Here is a 19347-nt window from a genome sequence, read left to right on the forward strand (position 1 = left end):
TCCTGGAGAGGTGGGATCGGGATGCAGGGGATTGTAATCGGTCTGGTGGCGACGGCGGTGGGACTGATGGCGACCGTCTGGTGGCAGGGCTTCGCCGCGCCGCCGGGATTGCTGTATGGCTCTGACACGACAGAGGGCGAGGCGGCCTATTGCCTGGCGGTCGCCGAACGGATTTCCGAAATCACCGGCGGTCGGGGCGAAGCGCGGCTTGAGGCGCATCTGGACGAGCAGGTGGCCTTCTGGCGCTCACGGGCGGGGCCGCGTCCTGGCCTGGGTCGCGCGGCGCTGGGGCATGACACCTCGGCCCCCGGGGTGAACGAGGGGGCCTATCTGCATCTGGCGGTCCAGGACTGCGCCATACGGGCGGTCAGCTTCTATGGCCATCGCTTTCCCAGTTTCGAGTAAACTGGTTGTAAAGCTTCACGCAGCTTGTAAAGCTGACGGGCGGAGGATCCCATGCCGCTATCCGCCCTGACCGGAACCAGACTGCGTGAACGCCGGTTGGCGGCCGGATTGCGCCAAGCGGATGTCGCCGGGGCGGCGGGAATTTCGGCCAGCTACCTGAACCTGATCGAGCACAACCGCCGCAAGGTCACGCCCCAGGTCTTGGACCGTCTGGCCGGGGCGCTGGGACTGGACCGGGCGGCGCTGGAGGGCGGGCAGAATCCGGCCCTGCTGGAGGACCTGCGCGCCGCGGCGGCGCGCGGCGGTCTGACCCCGGCCGAGCTGGAGCGGCTGGAGGAGTTCGCCGACCGTTTCCCCGGTTGGGCTGCGCTTCTGGTCCGCCTGGGATCGCAGGCCCAGACGCTGGAACGCGCGGTCGAGGCGCTGAACGACAGGATGACGCATGACCCACATCTGAGCCAGGCCCTGCACGAGCTTTTGTCCTCGCTGACCTCGGTCCGGGCGACGGCGGCGATCCTGGCCGATACCGTGGATCTGGAGCCGGACTGGGCCGCCCGATTTCACCGCAACCTGCGCCACGACAGTGAACGTCTGGCCGCAGGGGCCGAGGCGTTGGTGGCGTATCTGAACAGCGGGGGCGAGCAGGCGGGGCAGGGTATCGCCTCGCCCCAGGAAGAGGTGGAGGACTGGCTGAGCGCCCGCCGCTGGCGGCTGGAGGATGCCGAACTGGCCGAGGGGCTGGAGGGCGAGATTGCCGAACTGCAGGGTCCGGCAGCGCGGGCGCTGGCGCGGGGCCATGTGGCGCGGGCCGCAGCCGACGCCCAGGCCCTGCCGGAACCGGCGCTGCGCGAGGCCTTGGTTGCGCTTGGCCCCGATCCCCTGGCGATTGCCGAGCGGTTTCAGGTCGCGCCCCTGGTGGCAATGCGGCGGATCGCCAGCCTGCCGGATCTTGGTGCGGGGCTGGTGGTGTGCGACGCCTCGGGGACGCTGACATTCCGCAAGCCCGCGGCCGGTTTTCCCCTGCCGCGCTTTGGGGCGGCCTGTCCGCTGTGGCCGCTGTACGCAGCACTGGCCCGGCAGCAACTGCCGATCGAGACCGCGGTCGAGATTGCCGGCCAGTCGGGGCGGCGGCACCGGGTGGTCGCGGTCTCGGCCCTGCGCCATCCGCTGGGGCTGCGGGGCCCCGAACTGCGCGAGGCCGGGATGCTGATCCTGCCGGACAGCGGCGGGACCGGGCCGGTCTTGCCGATCGGCTCCAGTTGCCGCGTCTGTCCGCGCCCGGGCTGCGTGGCGCGGCGCGAACCCTCGATCCTGACGGCAGAGGCGGAAGCAAGTCGGTTTTGACATGGCCGCCCGATCCGCCGATAGTGGCCGCAGGGCAGCGCAAGCCTGCCGGGGGGAGATTTGTGGAACGGCACGTGCTTCTGGTGGAGGACGAAGCGAACATCGCCGAGGCGATCCGCTTCATCCTGTCGCGCGACGGCTGGCGGGTATCGCACATGGCCGACGGGGCCGAGGCCCTGGCACAGGTACGACAGTCACCGCCCGATCTGCTGATCCTGGACCACATGCTGCCGGGCATGTCGGGGCTGGAGGTGTTGGCCGCGCTGCGCGCCGATCCCCGGACACGGGCCCTGCCGGTGATGATGCTGACCGCGCGCGGGCGTGACCGCGAGGCGGCCGAACAGGCCGGGGCGGATCGTTTCATGTCCAAACCCTTCTCCAATGCCGAGATCCTGGCCGAGGTCCGGGCGATGATGGGCGGCTGATGCGCCGCCCGCGCCGCCCGATGTTTCTGGCCCGCGCGCCCTATCGGCGGCGCCGGCTGCGTGATGCGGCGCGGCTGCTGCCGGTGGTTGGGATGCTGCTCTTGCTGCTGCCGCTGCTTTGGGCGCCCGAGGCCAAGGTCTCGCTGCGGTCGGCGGATGTCGTGTATTTCTTCCTGGTCTGGGGCGTGTTGATCGCCGTGGCCGCCGTCTTTGCCCCCGGCCTGCGCGCCGGCGAGGGCAGCGACGAGGAGGAGGACTGAGGTGCAGTTCAACCTTCTGGTCGCGGCCTGCCTTCTGTATGTGATCTTCCTGTTCACCGTCGCCTTCATGGTGGAACGTCGGGCGCAAAGCGGGCGGCTGGTCTGGCTGCGCTCGCCCCTGGTCTATACGCTGTCCTTGTCGATCTACTGCACCGCCTGGACCTTCTATGGCGCGGTCGGCTATGCGGCGCGGTCGGGGCTGGAGTTCCTGACGATCTACTTTGGCCCGACGCTGGTCTTTATTGGCTGGTGGTGGCTGCTGCGCAAGCTGGTGCGGATCGGGCGGCAGTATCGGGTGACCTCGATCGCCGACCTGATCTCGTCGCGCTATGGCAAGTCGAACACGCTGGGTGTGATCGTGACACTGATCGCGGTCATCGCCTCGACACCCTATATCGCGCTGCAACTGCAATCGGTGGTGCTGTCCTTTGGCGTCTTTGCCACGCGGTCGCCGGATGGGGTGACCCCGCCCGATGCGGCAAGCACGGCGATCTGGGTGGCGGCAGGGTTGGCGGTGTTCACCATCCTGTTCGGCACGCGCAACCTTGACGCCAAGGAGCAGCACCACGGCATCGTCACGGCCATCGCAGTCGAGGCGGTGGTGAAGCTGGTCGCGCTGGTCGCCGTGGGGGCCTTTGTCGTCTGGGGCATCGCTGGTGGCGTGGGCGAGGTCATGGAGCGGATCGACGCGGCCGAACTGTCGGCCTGGCAGGTCCAGCCCGGCCGCTGGGCCGGGTTGATCTTCCTGTCGGCGGTGGCAGTCATCACCCTGCCGCGCATGTTCCAGGTCATGGTGGTCGAGAACGATGACGAAGGGCATCTGGCCCGTGCCAGCTGGGCCTTCCCGGCCTATCTGATGCTGATGAGCCTGTTCATCGTGCCCATCGCCGTCATCGGGCTGGAGCGGATGCCGGAAGGCGCGAACCCCGACATGTTCGTCCTGACCCTGCCCCTGTCCGAGGGGCAGGGCGGGCTGGCGATGCTGGCTTTCCTGGGCGGTTTTTCCTCGGCCACGTCGATGGTGATCGTCGAATCGATCGCGCTGGCCACGATGATCTCGAACCACATCGTCATCCCGCTGTGGCTGCGGTTCCGGCCGGCTGCGGCGGGGCAGGGCGACGACCTGCGGGGCGTGGTCCTGATGGCGCGGCGGCTGGCCATTGGGGCCGTCCTGGCGCTGGGATATGGTTACTATCACGTCTCGGGTGGGTCGGCGGCGCTGGCCGCCATCGGGCTGATCGCCTTCCTGGGCATGGCGCAGGTGCTGCCCGCGCTGATCGGGGGCCTCTTCTGGCGCGGCTCGACCCGGGTGGGGGCGATGCTGGGGCTGGTGACCGGCTTTACGGTCTGGGCCTTCACCTCGTTCCTGCCCTCGTTCGGGCCGGGGGCGGCGCTGTCGCAGGCGGTCTTCGATCAGGGGCTGTTCGGTCTGGCCTGGCTGCGGCCCTACAGCCTGTTCGGGACCGAGGCGATGGACCCCCTGACCCATGCGCTGTTCTGGTCGTTGGTGCTGAATGCGCTGGCCTTTTGCATCGGCTCGCTGCTGACCTTCCCCGGCCCGGTGGAACGGTTGCAGGGCGCGGCCTTCGTCAACGTGTTCGAAGGTGCGGTCGGGCCGCAACGCTGGGCCCGTGGTCAGGCAGAGCCCGAGGCCCTGCTGACCATGGCGCAGCGCATCCTGGGCGAGGAGGTCGCGCTGTCGCTGTTTCAGACGGCGGCGCGCGAACAGGGCAAGGAGGGCTATCTGCCCGATCCCACCCCCGCTTTCCTGGACACGCTGGAGGCGCGGCTGTCGGGGTCTGTGGGCGCGGCGACGGCCCATGCGATGATCAGCCAGCTGGTCGGCCGCGCCACGGTCACGGTCGAGGACCTGATGGCCGTGGCCAGCGAATCCGCCCATATCATGGAGTATTCTGCCCAGCTTGAAGCGCGCGAGGCCGAGCTGACCCGCACTGCCGGCGCCTTGCGCGAGGCGAACGAGAAGTTGACTCAGCTCTCGATCCAGAAGGACGCCTTCCTGTCCCAGATCAGCCATGAGTTGCGCACGCCGATGACCTCGATCCGCGCCTTTTCCGAGATCCTGACCGAGGGCGACCTGCCGCCCGAGCAGGTGGCGAAATACGGCCGGATCATCCATGATGAAGCCAAGCGGTTGACCCGGCTGCTGGACGACCTCTTGGATCTGAGCGTGCTGGAAAACGGCACGGTGCAGTTGAACCTGGGGCTGGCCAGCCTGCAACAGATGCTGGACACCGCGCTGACTGCGGCCCGTCAGACGCGGCCCGAGCGGTCTTTCACCGTCCACCGTGACCTGCCGTCCGAAGCGTTTTACGTCAAGACCGATGCCGACCGGCTGACGCAGGTCTTCATCAACCTGATCTCGAACGCGCGGAAATACTGCGATGCCGCGCGGCCGGAGTTGCGCATCACCGTGCGCCAGCGTGGCGGGCGGGCGATGGTGGATTTCGTCGACAACGGCAAGGGGATTCCCAAGGAAAGCCAGGCGCTGATCTTCGAGAAATTCGCCCGCCTGACCGATGCAAACCGGGCGGGCGGCGCTGGTCTGGGGCTGGCGATCTGCCGCGAGATCATGGCGAACCTGGGCGGCTCGGTGGTTTATCTGCCGGGGCAGGGCGGGGCCGGGTTTCGCGTGACCGTGCCCCTGCGGCTGGAGAAGCCGGCAACCTGATCCCAGGGGGCGATTAACCCTTTGTGAAGGCTTCCTGTCCTAGGGTGGCCGGGACTGGACGGGACGCCTGCATGACCGACGTGATCCGCCGCAAGATCGACCGCGCCCGCCCGGCGCAAGCCGAAGGTGCGCCCGGCGCCGATCGGGGCTGGCGCTTGGCCCTGGCCCGCACCGCGCGCGATGCCATGGGGCTGGAGCTTGACTTCACCCGCATGACCATCACCCGGCGCAGCCTGGCCGACCTGCTGGAGCTTGCCCCCGAACGGGCCCTGATCGCGCTGCTGGACGGACCGCGCGGTGCCTTGGGCGTGCTGATGCTGGCCCCCGAAGTGACCGGCACCCTGATCGAGATGCAGACGCTGGGCCGGCTGACCGCCGCGGCCCCCACGCCGCGCCGGCCCACCCGGATCGACGCGGCCATGGTCGCGGGGCTGGTCGACCGCGCCCTTGCCGGCCTGGATGAAGCCTTGGCCGAGGAGGCCGACCTCGCCTGGGCCGGGGGCTTTCGCTATGCCAGTTTTCTGGAAGAGGTGCGCCCTCTGGGCCTGATGCTTGAGGATGAGCCCTACCGTGTCCTCTCGGCCGAGGTGGCGATGGGCGGCGGCAAACGGTCGGGGCAGGTGCTGCTGATCCTGCCGGCGCAAGGCCGGGGCGAACGGCCCGCAACGCTGGCCAGTCTGGGCGAGGGCGAGGCGCCGCAGTTCACCGCCGCCCTGTCGGCTCAAGTGATGCAGGCCGATTGCCGGCTGGACGGGGTGATTGGGCGGATCACGTTGCCCTTGAAGCAGGTCATGGGCCTTTTGCCCGGCGATGTGTTGCCGCTGGGGCAGGCCTCGGTCGAAGGGGTGGCACTGGAAACGATGGAGGGGCGGAAGATCGCCACCGGCCGCCTGGGCCAGCATCGCGGCATGCGGGCGCTGAAGCTGACCGAAAATGCGGAAATGGCCCCGACCGACTCTCCCTCGATGCGACCCGTCCTGTCGATGATGCTGGACCCCGGTCTTCTGGACGAAGGGGACGGTTTGCGCGCGGCCGGATAGCGTTAGCCCTGGCGGGCCAGGGCCTCAATCTGCGGGCGCAGATGGTCAAGCTGATAGCCGAATCGGGCGGGGATGCCGACCAGTTCGTCCACCGGGCGTTTGCCGGCATGGGCCAGGGCCCAGACCACCGACGACCGGTTGCCCGAGGCGCAATAGGCCAGCACCGGCCCCGTGGCCGCCGCGATGGCCGCAGCCTGGGCGGTCACGTTGTCCATGGTCAGCGCGCCGCCGATCACCGGATTTGCGACAAAGGTCAGCCCCAGCGCCTCGGCAGCGTGGCGCATCGCGTCCGTGTGCAGATGCGGCGGAATCTCGCCATCGGGGCGGTTGTCGATGACCGTGGTATAACCGGCCGCCTTGATCGCCGGCAGGTCGCCTGGCTCGATCTGGGGCGAGACGGCATAGTCGGGCGTCAGGGCACGGATATCCATCGGGCTGTCCTTTCAATCTGCGGCTGCGACCATACCGGGGCGCGGCGAAAAGCAAAAGCGCAAGCTTGACGTGGGTCAAGGCGCGGGCGCCAGGCGCATGGCAAAAGGGGCTCATCGAAGGAGAACCGCATGCAGGCCAAGACGCAGATTTCCACGCGCAAGGCGCAACTCGAACGCCGCCTCGTCGAACTTGGCGCCCGGCTGGAGGCGATTGAGGAAGAACTTGAGTCGCACAACGATCCTGATTGGTCCGAGCTTGCCGTCGAGCGCGAGGGCGATGAGGTGCTGGAAGCGACAGGTGAGGCGGGCCAGATCGAAATCCGCCAGATCCGCAACGCGCTGCAGCGGATCGAGGTCGGCGATTACGGCACCTGCGTCCGCTGCGGCGAGGACATCGCCGAGGCGCGGCTGGATGCGATCCCATGGACCCCCCTGTGCAGGAGCTGTGCAAAATGACCAAGACGCCGATGGACAAGCTGGTGGAAACCGAGACCGAACTGGTCGCGACCACAGTGGCGCTGCAGGAACAGGGGCTGGAACTTCTGCTGGCCGAAATGCATGCGCTGAAGGGGATGATGACCGGCGCCGCCCCCCGCGCGACCCCGGCGACCGAGGCCGAGATCGAGGCCGAAACCGAAGCCGGTTTCGACAACATGCCGATCTAGGGGCTTAGCCCAGGACGATCCCCAGGACGACCAGCATCAGCCCCAAGGCCGACACGCCCAGGGCGCCCAGGTTGATCGTCACGATCCGCTGCAGTTCAGCGCGCAACACCTCGTCCGGCAGGCCGGCGTTTCGCGCCTTGAGTGTGCGCACCACGCAATAGCCAAGGCCCGCCACGCCCAGCAGCGTCAGTGCCGCGCCGCCCCAGATCAGTGCCTGCATCCGCGTGTCCCCCGGAAAGTCTGCCGTCTCGCTATCCCGCCCGCCACTGCCGCGCAAGGCCCGGGCTTCCCGCTTGAACCCGGGGGCCGGGCCGGGGTAGGAACCCCCCACCATTTCCCCCGGAGGACGCCATGGCCGACGCAACCGACCCCTATGCCGTGACCGCCGATGAGCTGCGCCAGTTCATCGAACGGTACGAACAGCTTGAGGCCGAGAAGAAGGACGTCACCGAGCAGCAGAAAGAATTGATGGCCGAAGCCAAGGGCCGCGGCTATGACACCAAGGTCATGCGCAAGGTGATCGCCATGCGCAAGCGCAAGCCGGACGAACTGGCCGAAGAAGAGGCCGTGCTTGAGCTTTACAAGACCGCGCTGGGAATGAGCTAAGGGTCGATGAAGCGGACCCGGGGCATCTGACGAATGCGCGCGATATCCTGGTGGTATCGCGCGGTCAGCTCGTCCACGTAGTCCTGGGTCCAGCCTGCCATCTCGACCGGGACCTCGATCTCTTGCGGGCGGGCGAATTTCTCGAGAAAGGCCGTTATGACCCGGCGGCGGTGGCTAACCGAGGCGGGCGGATGCTGGACGCAATAGGCCTTCAGCCGGGAAAGCCCGGTCTCGGTCAGGACCAGGGCCAAGACGTCGTCGCAGTCCTGCAAGCGGGTGGTCGTCGCATGGCCAGAAACGGCCTGCAGCACCTCGGGCCAGATCAGGGGCGTATCCTCATCGCACCAGACCGTCAGCGGCACGCCGGGGTTGAAGTGCAGGATCTGGCGGATTGCGTCAGACCACGAGATCGACATCGGATCAGCCTCGACCAGGTTGGGGTCCTGCCCGCGTTCGGCGATCTTGGCCTTGAGGGCGGGCAGATAGGTCGCAGGGTTGCGGATCGCAAGGTGGAACTCGGGCTCGGTGTCGGGAAAGACATTGGTGAAGGCGCGGATCCGCTCGCCGGTGAATTCGTAGAACGCGCCCCGGACTGCCCAGGCCGGAAAGGCCATGAAGCTTTCCCAGCTTAACACCATCCGGTCGGCCGAGGGGGCGTCAAGGATCTGTTCCAGGATCATCGCCTGCGTTTCGGCCGAGGCGGGCGCGCCCTTCAGCTGCACCGCCGTATTGCGCAGAAGCTTGCGATAGCGGGTGGGCGAGGGGATGGCGATCCCCTCTTCAGCCAGGACCGCGCGGTTCTTAAGAAGGCATCGGATCAGCCGATCCTCGTCCGTGCAATGGGCGCCAAGGTGATAGACGATGCGCATCGGGCCTGATTCACTATGGCCCTGGGGCCGGCTTAGAGGCGGACTATACGGGCTTTTCTGGACAGTCAAACCGCTTTCCTTTAAGCCCCGGATGATGACCGAGCGTTTCAGTCAACTTGATCCGGCGCGCCGCAACCTGCGCCCTGACCTCTGGACCCCGGGGGCGGTTCTGATTGCCGTGGTGGTGCTGGCGCCGGTGGTGGCGATTCTCTGGATCGCGTTGACCCCGACCGAAAATATCTGGCCGCATCTGATGGCCACGGTGCTGCCGCGCTATCTGGCGACGACGCTGGGGCTGATGCTGGGCGTGGCGGCGCTGACGGCGCTGATGGGGACGGGGGCGGCCTGGCTGGTCAGCCAGTATCGCTTTCCGGGGCGGGACTGGCTGAAACATGCGCTGCTGTTTCCCCTGGCGATCCCGGCCTATGTCGGCGCCTATGCGCTGGTCGATTTCCTGGACTATGCCGGCCCGCTGCAATCGGCACTGCGGGCCGCCTTCGGCTGGACCACTGCGCGCGACTACTGGTTCCCCGAGACGCGTTCGCTGACCATGGCGATCCTGGTGCTGTCCTTCGCGCTTTATCCTTACGTCTACCTTCTGGCCCGCGCGGCCTGGCGTGAGCAGTCGGGCCGCAGCTATGAGGTGGCCCGCGCCCTGGGCTGCGGGCCCTGGGGGCTGTTCCTGCGCGTGGGCCTGCCTCTGGCGCGCCCGGCAGTTGCGGCGGGCGTGGCGCTGGCGCTGATGGAGACGGTGGCCGATTACGGCACGGTCCAGCATTTCGGGGTGCAGACGCTGACGACGGGCATCTTCTCGACCTGGCTGAACGGCGGCAATGCCGGGGGCGCGGCGCAGATCGCGCTGGTGATCCTGGCGCTGATCCTGCTTCTGGTCGGGCTGGAGCGGGCAGGGCGCGGCGGCGCAAAGTTCCACCGCCTGGGCCGCGGCGCGCGCGAGGTCGAGCCGCAGCCCCTGGACGGCGTCGCGGGCTGGATGGCGACCGCGCTGTGCCTTTTGCCGGTGGCGGGTGGGTTCCTGTTGCCGGTCGGCGTGATGCTGGCGCAAAGCCTGTCGGCGCCCGAGGGGTGGTTGGCCCCCGGCCTGGTCGAGGCCTTCGTGAACACGCTGGTCGTGGCGGGCGGCGCGGCGGTGGCGACAGTGGCCGCGGCGCTGTACCTGGTCTATGCGCTGCGGATGGCGGGCAGCCGGGTCGCGGGCCTGGTGCTGCCGGTGACCCTGATCGGCTATGCCGCGCCGGGGGCGGTGCTGGCGCTGGGGCTGCTGATCCCGCTGGCGGCGCTGGACCATTGGTTGGCCGATACGGTGCTGGCCGCCACGGGCTGGGACCCGGGCCTTCTGATCACCGGCACTGCATTCGCGCTGGGTCTTGCCTATCTGGTGCGCTTTTTCGGCATCGCCCAGGGCGCGCTGGATGCGGCCTATGGCCGGGTCGCGCCCAGCCTGCCGATGGCGGCCCGCTCGCTGGGCCGGACGCCGGGGGGCACGCTGTCGGCGGTCTATCTGCCGCTGATGCGCGGGTCGGTCCTGACGGCGCTTTTGGTGGTGTTCGTCGATTGCGTGAAGGAACTGCCTGCGACGCTGCTCTTGCGTCCCTTCAACTACAACACCCTGGCAACGCGGGTCTATGAGCTGGCGAGCCTGGAGCGTCTGTCCGAAGCGGCCCCGGCGGCGCTGGTGGTGATGGCCGTCGGCATGGTCGCGGTGGTGCTTCTGGCGCGCGAACAGCGGGACTGACCCTTGCGCGGGGCCCCTGTCGAGGGTATCTGACGGAGAGGTGGCCCCTATAGCTCAGCTGGTAGAGCATCTGATTTGTAATCAGAGGGTCGGGAGTTCGAGTCTCTCTGGGGGCACCATCCCGAAGGTGGGCAGATTGCCCACCCTACGCCCGTTCCACGACACCAAGGTAGCTGAGCATCGCCTCCATATCGGCGCGCAGCTTGACGTCCGAGCGGTTGAACCCGGCGCAGAGTGCGTCGAAGCGTTTGCGCAGCGCCTTCTTTTCCTCGCCCTTGCAGTCGTTCCAGGGCCGGCCCTGCAGGCCCATCACCAGGACATAATAGCCGATGAAATGTGGGCGCGTGCCGGCGGCGAGGAGGCGGCGGTAGGACTCATCCGGGCCAAGGGCGTGGATTTCCTCGGCCGTGGTGATGCCGGCGCGGGCAAACGCCTCTTCGGAGGCGGGGCCGAGGTTCGGGATCGAAGAGACGGGCGCGGGCATGGGTATCCCCGGACATGGAAAAGGCCAGCCTTGCGGCTGGCCCGGCATCTGTCAACGGCTGGTCGGGATCAGATCGCCGCCCAGTCGCGGAAGATCGGTTTCCCGGTGTGCTGGCCGGCCTGTTGCGGGGCGCTGGATCCCTGCTGCTGTTGCTGGGTGGACGAACCGGAACCGCCGGCTTGTTGCTGCGGGGTTGCGGAAGTGGTGGCCATCTGACTGCTCCGTTTGCTGGCTCTTGTCGCCTTTTACCGATATTGCGTCGCATAGGGGCGCAGGCAAGCCGGGTCGATGGCGAATTTGCGACGATTTGTCAGAATCGTGCACATTCGGCAACAGATTTCCGCCAGAAGGTCGGGTTTTCCAACAGGGCCTCAGCCCGTACGGAACTGCTTGGCCAGTTTCAGGCCCTGGCCTTGGTAATTCGAGGAAATCCCGGCGCCATAAAGTGTTTGCGGGCGTTCCTTCATGTGCTCATAGACCAGGCGGCCGACGACCTGGCCATGTTCCAGCACAAAGGGTGCCTCGTGGCAGCGCACCTCCAGCACCCCGCGCGAGCCTGCGCCCCCTGCGGCAGCATGGCCAAAGCCGGGGTCGAAGAAACCGGCGTAATGCACCCGGAACTCGCCCACCATGGCCAGATAGGGGGCCATCTCGGCGGCATAGTCGGGGGGAATCGTCACCGCCTCGCGGCTGACAAGGATGTAGAACGCGCCGGGGTCCAGGATGATGCGGCCGTCACGCGAGTGCAGTTCCTCCCAGAAGTCGGCGACGGGATAGTGGCCGATGCGGTCCAGGTCGATCACACCGGCATGCGGCTTGGCGCGGTAGCCGACCAGCGTGCCCTGCGCCGGTTTCAGGTCAACCGAAAAGCCCAGCCCTTCTGAGATGACGGCCTCGCCCGAGACCAGCGGCTCGCGTGCATGGAGGGTGTGCAACTCGGCGTCGGACAGGACCGCCTGGCCCTGGCGGAAGCGGATCTGGTTCAGCCGCTGCCCTTCGCGCACCAGAACCGAGAAGCTGCGCGGGCAGACCTCGGCGTAAAGCGGGCCGTGATAACCTTCGGGGATGCGGTCGAATTCGGTGCCGCCATCGGTGATGGTGCGGGTCAGAAGGTCCAGACGCCCCGAGGAACTTTTGGCATTGGCGACGGCGGTCACGCCCTGGGGCAGGGCCAGACGCTCGGCCAGGGGAATCACGTAGACGCAGTTCTTTTCCAGCACCGCGCCTTCGGCAAGGTTCACCTTGTGCATGGTGAACTCGTCCAGCCGGTCCTGCACCGTGCGACCGTGCCCCGTCAGAAACGAGGCGCGCACGCGGTAGGCAACGGAACCAAGGCGCAAGTCCAGGCTGGCGGGCTGGATCTGGTCGTCAAGAATCGCTGGCTGGGCGGAGAGCGCGCCGGCGGCGATCAGCTGGCGCAGGGCTTGGGCGGGCAGAACTCCGGATGTCATTGCCGTCCCCCTTCACCGGCGTGGTGCCGGATATAAAACCGCCCGCCATGCCGGTTGGCAGGCGGGCGGGTTTTCGATGGTCGGGCCGGAGAGATTCGAACTCTCGACCTCCCGCCCCCCAGACGGACGCGCTAACCAGGCTGCGCTACGGCCCGACACGGGGGGATACATACCGGTATTCCGGGCCGGTGCAAGCGGGAAAGCGCATTGCACTGCTATGCCGTGCCACCTTCGGCACGATCGCCCAGTCGGGCACGCAAGGCAGCAAGGCGCCGGGCAAGCGCCGACACCTCAGGCATGGCATCTGAAAGAGCTTTGGGCGGCAAGGCCCTGATTCGGCTGGCAAAGGTCACATCATTGCGCAGGATGGGCCTGGGCTTTGGCGCGGGGTCGGCTTCGGCTGGCTGGACTGGGGCAGGCTGGGTAGGAACTGGCTGCGCGATGGGCAGGTCGAAGAGCGGCAGCACCGCCTGAACCGGCGCCGGCGCGGCCGGGGCTTGCACTTGCGGCGCCGTAGGAGGGGGTGCGGTCTCTTCCTCATCCTCTATGGCGATGAAGGCAGCCTCGGGCACCGCTTCGCCGGGCACCAGGGGCGGCAAATCCGCTGGCTCAGGCAGGCCGTCGGGCAGATCGACTGGGACCGAATCGTCGGAAAGGCCCGCCACATGGCGCACGCCCTGGTCACGCAGGATCTTCTGCACGCCGCGGATCGTCAGCCCCTCGTCATGCAGAAGGCGCTTGATGCCCGCCAGCAGGGCAACGTCCGAGGGGCGGTAATAGCGCCGACCCCCCGCCCGTTTCACCGGCCGGATCTGCGGAAAACGGCTTTCCCAGAACCGCAGCACATGGGCCGGGGTTTCCAGATGTTCGGCGACCTCGCTGATGGTGCGGAAGGCGTCCGGCGACTTGTCCATCCGCTGCTATCCCCTAGCGCTTCTTCCCGGCCGCAACGCGGTCCTTCATCAGATGCGACGGGCGGAAGGTCAGCACCCGGCGGGGCGAGATCGGAACCTCTTCCCCGGTCTTGGGGTTGCGGCCGACACGCGCGGATTTCGCTCGGACCGAGAAAGTGCCGAACGAGGAAATCTTCACCGTCTCGCCCGCGGCCAGCGCGTCGGACATGTGCTGCAACACGCTTTCCACCAGATTGGCGGATTCGTTGCGGCTCAGACCAACCTCGCGAAAGACCGCTTCGCTGAGATCCATCCGGGTCAGGGTCTTCTCACTCATCACGTCCCCCACGTGGCTATTTCCGCCATGATTGGGCCGGATGGATTTACGAGTCAATATCAAGCACTTGGGATGCGTGGTTAAAGGCGCCTACCAGCGCAGGACCACCGCGCCCCAGGCCAGGCCGCCGCCGATCGCCTCGGTCACGATCAGGTCGCCGGGCTTGATCTGGCCGCGCGCCTTGCCGACCGACAGCGCCAGCGGGATCGAGGCGGCCGAGGTGTTGCCGTGGTCCTGCACGGTGACAACGACGCGGTCCATCGGAACCTGCATGCGCTTGGCCGTGCCCTCGATGATGCGGATATTGGCCTGGTGCGGCACGATCCAGTCCACGTCGTCGGGTGTCAGACCGGCCTTGTCCAATGCGGTGTGTGCAGTTTGTGCAAGCTTTTCAATGGCGTGGCGAAAGACTTCCTTGCCTTCCATCACCAGGTGCCCGGTCGTCCCGGTCGAGGTGCCACCATCGACATACAAGATGTCCTTGTAGCGCCCGTCCGAGTTGAGGTCGGTTGACAGGATGCCCCGGTCCGAGGGCGTTCCGGCACCTTCGGTCGCCTCCAGCACCACTGCACCTGCGCCGTCGCCAAACAGGACGCAGGTCGAGCGGTCCTTCCAGTTCATCAGCCGGCTGAAGGTCTCGGCCCCGATGACCAGAATGCAATTGGCCTGTCCCGCAGCGATCAGCGCGTTGGCGTTGGCCAGCGCATAGACGAATCCTGCGCAGACTGCCTGAACGTCGAAGGCAAAGCCCTTGGTGATCCCAAGTTCGGCCTGCACCATGGTCGCGACCGATGGGAAGGTCAGGTCGGGGGTCGAGGTTGCGACGATGATCGCATCGACCCGGTCCGCATCCATCCCGGCGTCCGCAAGGGCGGCACGGGCGGCGCGGGCGGCAAGGTCCGAGGTCAGCTGCCCTTCGGCCGCGAAATGCCGCCGCTCGATCCCCGAGCGCGAGCGAATCCACTCATCCGAGGTTTCGACGATCGCTTCGAACTCGCTGTTCGGGACGACCCGGTCAGGCAGATAATGCCCAACACCCTTTACTGCCGCACGTATCATTCGGTCAGATCGCCCCCTGCTCCGGTCGCGCCAGAGCCTTCATTCGCCGCATCCTGCCCCGCAGCTTCGGCGGATGCAACCCGCGCCGCAAGCCGCTCCAGGAAGCCGGCCTGGGCCAGCTGGAACGCCAGCCCGATCGCGGCCGCCACGCCCGTCGCATCGGCCGAGCCATGCGATTTCACCACCGTGCCGTTCAGCCCCAGGAACACCCCGCCATTCACCCGGCGCGGGTCAATGCGGCGTTGCAGCCGCCCCAGCGCACCCCGCGCCATCAGCGCGCCCAGCTTGGCCATCAGTGTCGAGGTCAGCGTCTGACGCAGAAGGTCGCCGACCAGACGGGCCGTTCCCTCGATCGCCTTCAGCGCGACATTGCCGGTAAAGCCGTCGGTCACGATCACGTCCACGCGGTCGGACAGGATGTCGGTGCCCTCGACAAAGCCGACATAATCGAAGCTTCCGGCCCCGGCGTGCTGGCCCAAGAGGGCGTGCGCCTCATGCAACTCGGCGCGGCCCTTATGTTCTTCGGTGCCGACGTTCAAGAGGCCGACACGCGGGCGCGCGATCCCAAGGCCGTTGCGGGCATAAGACGCGCCCATGAAGGCGTATTGCATCAGATCACGCGGCTCGGCCTTCACGTCGGCGCCCATGTCCAGCATGACGTTCATCTTGCCGGGGGTCGGCGTCGGAAAGAGGCTGGCGATGGCGGGGCGGTTCAGCCCGGGCATCTTGCGCAGGCGCAGCATCGACACCGCCATCAGCGCCCCGGTATTCCCGCACGACACCGCCGCGGCGGCCTGACCTTCACGAAGGGAATCGATGGCCGACCACATCGAGGTGCCCTGGCCGTGACGCATCACCTGGCTGGGCTTGTCCTCCATCGTGACCACACGCGCTGCATGGCGCAGCGTGATGCGCGCGGCAAGCGCGGGATTGCGCGCAAGCAAGGGCTGCAACACAGCCTCGTCGCCGTGGACGATCACGTCCAGCCGATCATGCTGTGCCAACGAGTCGACAAGACCGGCAACAACCGCTGCCGGTCCCCGGTCGCCACCCATGGCGTCCACCGAAATGACGACACGCTCGGCAGCCGTGGCAGACTCAGACGTGGGTCCGGTGGCCATGGGAACGTCGCGCGGGGCGTTGATTACGCCGCGTCCTCGTCCAGATCGACCTCACGCGCCATCGAGACGACTTCGCGCGAATCGTAGTGGCCGCAGGCGCTGCAGACGTGGTGCGGACGCTTCAGTTCGCCGCAGTTCGGGCAGTCGTTCGGGTTGGCGGCAACGAGGGCGTCATGCGCGCGGCGCATGTTGCGGCGGGATTTCGTGGTGCGGTTCTGCGGGACAGCCATGTCTCAACCTTTGGGCAGTGGGGACGGGAGGCCCCGGTTTTTCCTTGTTCTACAGCGGGTTGGCCGGCCGTTGGGCAATAGCCGACACCTGCTGCTTCACAGCTTGAATGAGGCGCGGAACATACTCGGATTCCGGGGCGGTGCAAGCCCCCATTTCGCAAGTGCCGGCGCCCGGCCAGGGGACGCCTATTCCGCGCCTTCGGGGTCGTTTCCGTCTTTTGCCGCAAGCCGTTCTGCCAGGCTGGCCAGGCCGGCAAAAGGCTTCAGCGCGGCCTCGGTCAGCGGCTCGGCGCCGGGCGGGGCCACCACCTTTTCCCCCAGTTCTGCGCCAGGGGCGCGGGGGTATTCCGGCAGGGCCAGGGCCAGCGCCTCGGCCGCGACGTCGGCAAGGTCGATGACTTCGGGCATGGGCTCGACGCTGTCATCCTCGGGCATTTCGGCCTCTTCGCCCTCGGGGTCGACATAGGCCGCGCTGTAGCGGCGCCGGACCGTATCCTCGATCCGGGCCGGCACCGGGGCCAGCGTGACAACGCAAGCCTGGTCTACGCGGGCCTGCAGTCTGGCCGTCAGCACCAGCTCGTCGCGGCCGTTCGGGGTGATCTCGCCGTCAAGATGCAGCTCTTGCAAGGCGATCAGGCCAAGGTCGCGCGCCAGGGCGGCGCGGGCCGTGCCGTCCGGGGCAAAACGGAATCGGGTCGGCTTGCGCGGGGAAAGCGCGGCGGTGCGGAACCGGGTGGGGCGGTCGGGGTCGGTCATTCGCGTGATCCAGTCGGGTAAGAGCAACGCCGGGGGCGGGTCCGGCGTTCCATTCTTGAACAGAGGCCTCTGCTTCTGTTATCCCGAACCCCAGGGGTTTTGAAGAACCCGTGTTCGGCCGGTTCGGCCCGACGATCAGAGGGTGAGGACAGGCATGGCATTCTACCGGTTGGCGCGCGCGGTCCTGGCGGCAGGGTCCGGTTGGCGCAAGGGCGGCCTCGTGCTGGTCCTTGGGGCGGGGCTGGCGGCCTGTTCGCCGGTGATCCGAAACCACGGCTATGTCCCGGCCGAGGACGAACTTGCGCTGGTCGAGGTCGGCGTCGACACGCGTGAGACGGTGGGCCAGAAGATCGGGCGTCCCTCGACCTCAGGCCTGCTGAACGACGAGGGCTGGTATTACGTGCAAAGCAAGTACCGCCACTTCGGCCCGCGAGAGCCGAAGGAGATCGAGCGTCAGGTGCTGGCCGTGACCTTCAACCAGTCTGGAACGGTCGAGAACATTGCCCGTTACGGGCTGGAGGACGGCAAGGTCGTCCAGATCTCGCGTCGGGTGACCGAGACGAACATCAAGGGCCTGACCCTGATCCAGCAGCTTCTGGGCAGCTTCGGCCGGCTTGATGCAGGGGGCCTTCTGGCGGACTGATCAGTCCGCCGGCTCGAATCGCAGGGCAACCCCGTTGATGCAGTAGCGCAGCCCGGTGGGCTTTGGCCCGTCGGGAAAGACGTGGCCAAGATGCGCCTCGCAGCGGTTGCAGTGCACCTCGGTCCGGCGCATGAACCAGCTGTTGTCGGACTGCTCGCCCACCATCTCGGCGTCTAGGGGGGCATAGAAGCTGGGCCAGCCGGTGCCGCTGTCGAACTTGGTGGCCTGATCGAACAGCGGCGCATCGCAGCAGATGCAGCGGAAGGTGCCGGGGGCCTTGGGGAAGTCATCGTGGGTGAAGGCGCGTTCGGTGCCATGCTTGCGGGTCACCTTGTAGGCGAGGTCCGAAAGCTGGGCCTGCCACTCGGCATCTGACTTGACGATCTTGTCCATGCGGGTCTCCTTTATGGGGTCAATCTAGGGCCTGGGGCCCCGGGGGAAAAGGGCGTGGAGCCGATCAGCAGGGGCGGAATGGTGGCGCGGCTGGCGCGGGGGCCGGGGGACATGGGTCGGGTCATGGCCCTGCGCGCCGCCTGCTTTCCCCGCGCCGGCGGGCAGGAAGCGGACGCCCAGGACGCGCTGTCGGCCCATGTGATGGTCGAAGCTGGGGGGGCGCTTCTGGGTTATTTCCGGGTCATGCTGTTCGGCTGGGGGGCGGGCCTGGCGCAGGGCTATGCGGCGCGATTCTATGATGTGGGGCCGCTGTCCGGCTATGCCCGCCCGATCGCCGAGATGGGCCGGTTCTGCCTGGCGCCGGGGGGCGTGCACCCGGATGTGCTGCGCCTGACCTGGGGGGCGATGGCGCGGCTGGTGGACGAGGGGCAGGCGGGGCTGCTGGTGGGCTGCACCTCGTTCCGGGGGGCGGATTGGCGGGCGCACCGGGCGGGGCTGGCTTTGCTGGCCGAGGAATTCGTCGGACCGGGCGCGCATCTTCCGGGGCGGAAGGCGGCGGAGGTGGTGGATTATCCCGCCCTCGTTGGCCCGGTGGGGGACCGGAGGGCGGCGCTGGCGGGGCTGCCGCCCTTGCTGCGGACCTATCTGGGGATGGGGGGCTGGGTCAGCGATCACGCGGTGGTGGACCGCGAGCTGGACACGCTGCATGTCTTTACCTGCGTCGAGGTGGACCGGGTTCCGGCGGCGAGGGCGGCCAGCTTGCGGGCCGTGGCGGGGTAGGTGTCCACGGTGGACAAATCGGGATAACTACGCAAAGACAAAGGCTTGCTTGCGGACGTTAAGGTTTTGTTCATCTGGATTCGGGACCGCAGGCGACAAGGAAATGCGCCGCTCAACCGCCGCCGTGGAGGGCTTTCACCCTGGCGCCGATGGCGTAGGCCTCGGCTTCGACCGCGTGATGGTCGCGGACGTAGCGCTGCGCAAAGCCCATCAGGCCCCAGCGGCGGAATTGTTCGATGTGCTCCACCTCATGCGCCCAGAGGGCGATGTTGTTTTCGGCGTTCCAGGGATTGGCGAAGGTGATCGTGTCGATGGTGGCGACGGCGGTCGCCTCGCCGTAGCGGATCGACAGGGACTGGAGGGTGGCATCCTGAGCTATGCCGGTGCGGTATTCGATGCTGTCGAGAAGATCAGCCGGATACCAGGCGAGAAGGGCCTGGCGGATCTGGGGCGGCATCGGCTGGGTGCCGGCGGCCCAGGCGGCGTCGCGGGACTGGACCAGCGCATTGGCAAGCGCGGCAGCGGCGAGGTCGAAGCCGGTTTCCAGGGCAATGCGGCCGGTCGCCCGCAATGGCAGGCTGGGGTCTTGCGCCAAGGCGGGGGCGGCGAGCAGGCAGAGGGCGAGGGCAAGGCGGCGCGGCATGAGGGCAGGGTGCCAAGGCGCGGGATCGGCTGCAACGGGGGCCGGGGTCCGGTGCCGCAAAGGTGACCGG

Annotated in this window: 26 protein-coding genes and 2 tRNA genes; 13 read left to right on the forward strand and 15 right to left on the reverse strand. The window is 67.6% G+C overall.

What is annotated here, in order from left to right; translation table 11 throughout:
- Nucleotides 1-21 precede the first annotated feature (21 nt).
- The 6 genes from CXR42_RS02965 to CXR42_RS02990 all read left to right on the forward strand — a co-directional run bounded on the left by CXR42_RS02965 (nucleotide 22) and on the right by CXR42_RS02990 (nucleotide 6163).
- Nucleotides 22-405, forward strand: coding sequence for a hypothetical protein (locus CXR42_RS02965; RefSeq protein WP_103256010.1), 384 nt, complete (start codon nucleotides 22-24; stop codon nucleotides 403-405).
- 51 nt (nucleotides 406-456) lie between these two features.
- Nucleotides 457-1749 carry a helix-turn-helix domain-containing protein gene (locus CXR42_RS02970; RefSeq protein WP_103256011.1) on the forward strand — a complete coding sequence of 431 codons (1293 nt, stop codon included), beginning with the start codon at nucleotides 457-459 and terminating at the stop codon, nucleotides 1747-1749.
- Nucleotides 1750-1811: 62 nt separating this feature from the next.
- Nucleotides 1812-2174 carry a response regulator transcription factor gene (locus CXR42_RS02975; RefSeq protein WP_103256012.1) on the forward strand — a complete coding sequence of 121 codons (363 nt, stop codon included), beginning with the start codon at nucleotides 1812-1814 and terminating at the stop codon, nucleotides 2172-2174.
- Nucleotides 2174-2434, forward strand: a complete 261-nt coding sequence (locus tag CXR42_RS02980; RefSeq protein ID WP_103256013.1) for a hypothetical protein — start codon at nucleotides 2174-2176, stop codon at nucleotides 2432-2434. Before CXR42_RS02975 ends, CXR42_RS02980 begins: the two co-directional genes overlap by 1 nt.
- A gap of 1 nt (nucleotide 2435) precedes the next feature.
- Entirely contained in the window at nucleotides 2436-5123 is a 2688-nt protein-coding gene (locus tag CXR42_RS02985) for an ATP-binding protein (protein WP_103256014.1), read from the forward strand.
- A 71-nt stretch (nucleotides 5124-5194) separates the two neighbouring features.
- Nucleotides 5195-6163: a FliM/FliN family flagellar motor switch protein gene (locus tag CXR42_RS02990; protein ID WP_103256015.1), complete on the forward strand. Its 969-nt coding sequence runs from the start codon at nucleotides 5195-5197 to the stop codon at nucleotides 6161-6163.
- A gap of 2 nt (nucleotides 6164-6165) precedes the next feature.
- On the opposite strand, the gene CXR42_RS02995 is transcribed toward CXR42_RS02990, so the two are convergent.
- Complete coding sequence (locus tag CXR42_RS02995) at nucleotides 6166-6594, reverse strand: protein tyrosine phosphatase family protein (protein WP_103256016.1); 429 nt, start codon at nucleotides 6592-6594, stop codon at nucleotides 6166-6168.
- 129 nt (nucleotides 6595-6723) lie between these two features.
- Between CXR42_RS02995 and CXR42_RS03000 the strand changes: the two genes are divergently transcribed.
- Together CXR42_RS03000 and CXR42_RS03005 are read left to right on the forward strand one after the other, a co-directional pair.
- Nucleotides 6724-7050: a TraR/DksA family transcriptional regulator gene (locus tag CXR42_RS03000; RefSeq protein ID WP_103256017.1), complete on the forward strand. Its 327-nt coding sequence runs from the start codon at nucleotides 6724-6726 to the stop codon at nucleotides 7048-7050.
- Nucleotides 7047-7259, forward strand: coding sequence for a hypothetical protein (locus CXR42_RS03005; protein ID WP_103256018.1), 213 nt, complete (start codon nucleotides 7047-7049; stop codon nucleotides 7257-7259). Before CXR42_RS03000 ends, CXR42_RS03005 begins: the two co-directional genes overlap by 4 nt.
- A 4-nt stretch (nucleotides 7260-7263) precedes the next feature.
- Here the strand turns inward: CXR42_RS03005 and CXR42_RS03010 are convergent, their stop codons facing one another.
- Nucleotides 7264-7479, reverse strand: a complete 216-nt coding sequence (locus CXR42_RS03010) for a hypothetical protein (protein WP_103256993.1) — start codon at nucleotides 7477-7479, stop codon at nucleotides 7264-7266.
- A gap of 131 nt (nucleotides 7480-7610) precedes the next feature.
- Here CXR42_RS03010 and CXR42_RS03015 point away from each other — a divergent pair, with 131 nt between their 5' ends.
- Nucleotides 7611-7865 (forward strand): DUF2312 domain-containing protein, encoded by a 255-nt coding sequence (locus CXR42_RS03015; protein ID WP_103256019.1) that lies wholly within the window; start codon nucleotides 7611-7613, stop codon nucleotides 7863-7865.
- Here the strand turns inward: CXR42_RS03015 and CXR42_RS03020 are convergent.
- Complete coding sequence (locus tag CXR42_RS03020) at nucleotides 7862-8734, reverse strand: hypothetical protein (protein WP_103256020.1); 873 nt, start codon at nucleotides 8732-8734, stop codon at nucleotides 7862-7864. The two genes, CXR42_RS03015 and CXR42_RS03020, sit on opposite strands and share 4 nt — an antisense overlap.
- A 94-nt stretch (nucleotides 8735-8828) precedes the next feature.
- On the opposite strand from CXR42_RS03020, the gene CXR42_RS03025 reads away from it, so the two are divergent.
- On the forward strand, nucleotides 8829-10487 hold the full coding sequence (locus CXR42_RS03025) for an ABC transporter permease (protein ID WP_103256994.1): 1659 nt from the start codon (nucleotides 8829-8831) through the stop codon (nucleotides 10485-10487).
- A 43-nt stretch (nucleotides 10488-10530) separates the two neighbouring features.
- A tRNA-Thr gene (locus CXR42_RS03030) sits at nucleotides 10531-10606 on the forward strand.
- A 26-nt stretch (nucleotides 10607-10632) separates the two neighbouring features.
- Here the strand turns inward: CXR42_RS03030 and CXR42_RS03035 are convergent.
- From CXR42_RS03035 to CXR42_RS03075, 10 genes are all read right to left on the reverse strand, one after another.
- Nucleotides 10633-10971 carry a TfoX/Sxy family protein gene (locus CXR42_RS03035; RefSeq protein ID WP_103256021.1) on the reverse strand — a complete coding sequence of 113 codons (339 nt, stop codon included), beginning with the start codon at nucleotides 10969-10971 and terminating at the stop codon, nucleotides 10633-10635.
- 68 nt (nucleotides 10972-11039) lie between these two features.
- Entirely contained in the window at nucleotides 11040-11183 is a 144-nt protein-coding gene (locus tag CXR42_RS19445; RefSeq protein WP_180995952.1) for a hypothetical protein, read from the reverse strand.
- 159 nt (nucleotides 11184-11342) lie between these two features.
- Nucleotides 11343-12422, reverse strand: coding sequence for a 2'-deoxycytidine 5'-triphosphate deaminase (locus tag CXR42_RS03040; protein ID WP_103256022.1), 1080 nt, complete (start codon nucleotides 12420-12422; stop codon nucleotides 11343-11345).
- A 77-nt stretch (nucleotides 12423-12499) separates the two neighbouring features.
- Nucleotides 12500-12577: transfer RNA gene (locus CXR42_RS03045), tRNA-Pro, on the reverse strand.
- A 60-nt stretch (nucleotides 12578-12637) separates the two neighbouring features.
- Nucleotides 12638-13336, reverse strand: coding sequence for a MerR family transcriptional regulator (locus CXR42_RS03050; RefSeq protein WP_103256023.1), 699 nt, complete (start codon nucleotides 13334-13336; stop codon nucleotides 12638-12640).
- Nucleotides 13337-13349: 13 nt separating this feature from the next.
- A complete protein-coding gene (ihfA, locus tag CXR42_RS03055; protein WP_483883550.1) occupies nucleotides 13350-13655 on the reverse strand; it encodes an integration host factor subunit alpha in 306 nt (101 codons plus the stop codon).
- Between the two features lie 87 nt (nucleotides 13656-13742).
- The gene (locus CXR42_RS03060) at nucleotides 13743-14711 is read right to left on the reverse strand and encodes a beta-ketoacyl-ACP synthase III (protein ID WP_103256025.1); all 969 of its coding nucleotides are present in this window, start codon (nucleotides 14709-14711) and stop codon (nucleotides 13743-13745) included.
- The gene (plsX, locus tag CXR42_RS03065; RefSeq protein WP_103256026.1) at nucleotides 14708-15832 is read right to left on the reverse strand and encodes a phosphate acyltransferase PlsX; all 1125 of its coding nucleotides are present in this window, start codon (nucleotides 15830-15832) and stop codon (nucleotides 14708-14710) included. Before plsX ends, CXR42_RS03060 begins: the two co-directional genes overlap by 4 nt.
- Before the next feature lie 23 nt (nucleotides 15833-15855).
- Nucleotides 15856-16062 carry a 50S ribosomal protein L32 gene (gene rpmF / locus CXR42_RS03070; RefSeq protein WP_103256027.1) on the reverse strand — a complete coding sequence of 69 codons (207 nt, stop codon included), beginning with the start codon at nucleotides 16060-16062 and terminating at the stop codon, nucleotides 15856-15858.
- A gap of 186 nt (nucleotides 16063-16248) precedes the next feature.
- Nucleotides 16249-16818, reverse strand: a complete 570-nt coding sequence (locus tag CXR42_RS03075) for a YceD family protein (protein ID WP_103256028.1) — start codon at nucleotides 16816-16818, stop codon at nucleotides 16249-16251.
- A gap of 154 nt (nucleotides 16819-16972) precedes the next feature.
- Here CXR42_RS03075 and CXR42_RS03080 point away from each other — a divergent pair, with 154 nt between their 5' ends.
- Complete coding sequence (locus tag CXR42_RS03080) at nucleotides 16973-17461, forward strand: outer membrane protein assembly factor BamE (protein ID WP_103256029.1); 489 nt, start codon at nucleotides 16973-16975, stop codon at nucleotides 17459-17461.
- Here CXR42_RS03080 and msrB read toward each other — a convergent pair whose 3' ends face one another.
- Entirely contained in the window at nucleotides 17462-17854 is a 393-nt protein-coding gene (gene msrB, locus CXR42_RS03085) for a peptide-methionine (R)-S-oxide reductase MsrB (protein ID WP_103256030.1), read from the reverse strand.
- Between the two features lie 54 nt (nucleotides 17855-17908).
- On the opposite strand from msrB, the gene CXR42_RS03090 reads away from it, so the two are divergent.
- Nucleotides 17909-18634, forward strand: coding sequence for a GNAT family N-acyltransferase (locus tag CXR42_RS03090; protein WP_146037988.1), 726 nt, complete (start codon nucleotides 17909-17911; stop codon nucleotides 18632-18634).
- 112 nt (nucleotides 18635-18746) lie between these two features.
- On the opposite strand, the gene CXR42_RS03095 is transcribed toward CXR42_RS03090, so the two are convergent.
- Nucleotides 18747-19277: an eCIS core domain-containing protein gene (locus CXR42_RS03095; protein ID WP_103256032.1), complete on the reverse strand. Its 531-nt coding sequence runs from the start codon at nucleotides 19275-19277 to the stop codon at nucleotides 18747-18749.
- Between the last annotated feature and the right edge of the window lie 70 nt (nucleotides 19278-19347).

The organism is Tabrizicola aquatica (genome assembly GCF_002900975.1).
Taxonomy (GTDB): Bacteria; Pseudomonadota; Alphaproteobacteria; order Rhodobacterales; family Rhodobacteraceae; genus Tabrizicola; species Tabrizicola aquatica.

Coding starts and splice junctions, on each gene's coding strand:
- CXR42_RS03020 (WP_103256020.1), bottom strand. CDS start 8,734: ATGCGCATCGTCTATCACCTTGGCGCCCATTGCACGGACGAGGATCGG.
- CXR42_RS02980 (WP_103256013.1), top strand. CDS start 2,174: ATGCGCCGCCCGCGCCGCCCGATGTTTCTGGCCCGCGCGCCCTATCGG.
- CXR42_RS03050 (WP_103256023.1), bottom strand. CDS start 13,336: ATGGACAAGTCGCCGGACGCCTTCCGCACCATCAGCGAGGTCGCCGAA.
- CXR42_RS03075 (WP_103256028.1), bottom strand. CDS start 16,818: ATGACCGACCCCGACCGCCCCACCCGGTTCCGCACCGCCGCGCTTTCC.
- msrB (WP_103256030.1), bottom strand. CDS start 17,854: ATGGACAAGATCGTCAAGTCAGATGCCGAGTGGCAGGCCCAGCTTTCG.
- CXR42_RS03005 (WP_103256018.1), top strand. CDS start 7,047: ATGACCAAGACGCCGATGGACAAGCTGGTGGAAACCGAGACCGAACTG.
- CXR42_RS03095 (WP_103256032.1), bottom strand. CDS start 19,277: ATGCCGCGCCGCCTTGCCCTCGCCCTCTGCCTGCTCGCCGCCCCCGCC.
- CXR42_RS02990 (WP_103256015.1), top strand. CDS start 5,195: ATGACCGACGTGATCCGCCGCAAGATCGACCGCGCCCGCCCGGCGCAA.
- plsX (WP_103256026.1), bottom strand. CDS start 15,832: ATGGCCACCGGACCCACGTCTGAGTCTGCCACGGCTGCCGAGCGTGTC.
- CXR42_RS02995 (WP_103256016.1), bottom strand. CDS start 6,594: ATGGATATCCGTGCCCTGACGCCCGACTATGCCGTCTCGCCCCAGATC.
- CXR42_RS03060 (WP_103256025.1), bottom strand. CDS start 14,711: ATGATACGTGCGGCAGTAAAGGGTGTTGGGCATTATCTGCCTGACCGG.
- rpmF (WP_103256027.1), bottom strand. CDS start 16,062: ATGGCTGTCCCGCAGAACCGCACCACGAAATCCCGCCGCAACATGCGC.
- CXR42_RS03000 (WP_103256017.1), top strand. CDS start 6,724: ATGCAGGCCAAGACGCAGATTTCCACGCGCAAGGCGCAACTCGAACGC.
- CXR42_RS03035 (WP_103256021.1), bottom strand. CDS start 10,971: ATGCCCGCGCCCGTCTCTTCGATCCCGAACCTCGGCCCCGCCTCCGAA.
- CXR42_RS02965 (WP_103256010.1), top strand. CDS start 22: ATGCAGGGGATTGTAATCGGTCTGGTGGCGACGGCGGTGGGACTGATG.
- CXR42_RS02970 (WP_103256011.1), top strand. CDS start 457: ATGCCGCTATCCGCCCTGACCGGAACCAGACTGCGTGAACGCCGGTTG.
- CXR42_RS03015 (WP_103256019.1), top strand. CDS start 7,611: ATGGCCGACGCAACCGACCCCTATGCCGTGACCGCCGATGAGCTGCGC.
- CXR42_RS03080 (WP_103256029.1), top strand. CDS start 16,973: ATGGCATTCTACCGGTTGGCGCGCGCGGTCCTGGCGGCAGGGTCCGGT.
- CXR42_RS19445 (WP_180995952.1), bottom strand. CDS start 11,183: ATGGCCACCACTTCCGCAACCCCGCAGCAACAAGCCGGCGGTTCCGGT.
- CXR42_RS03040 (WP_103256022.1), bottom strand. CDS start 12,422: ATGACATCCGGAGTTCTGCCCGCCCAAGCCCTGCGCCAGCTGATCGCC.
- CXR42_RS03010 (WP_103256993.1), bottom strand. CDS start 7,479: ATGCAGGCACTGATCTGGGGCGGCGCGGCACTGACGCTGCTGGGCGTG.
- CXR42_RS03025 (WP_103256994.1), top strand. CDS start 8,829: ATGACCGAGCGTTTCAGTCAACTTGATCCGGCGCGCCGCAACCTGCGC.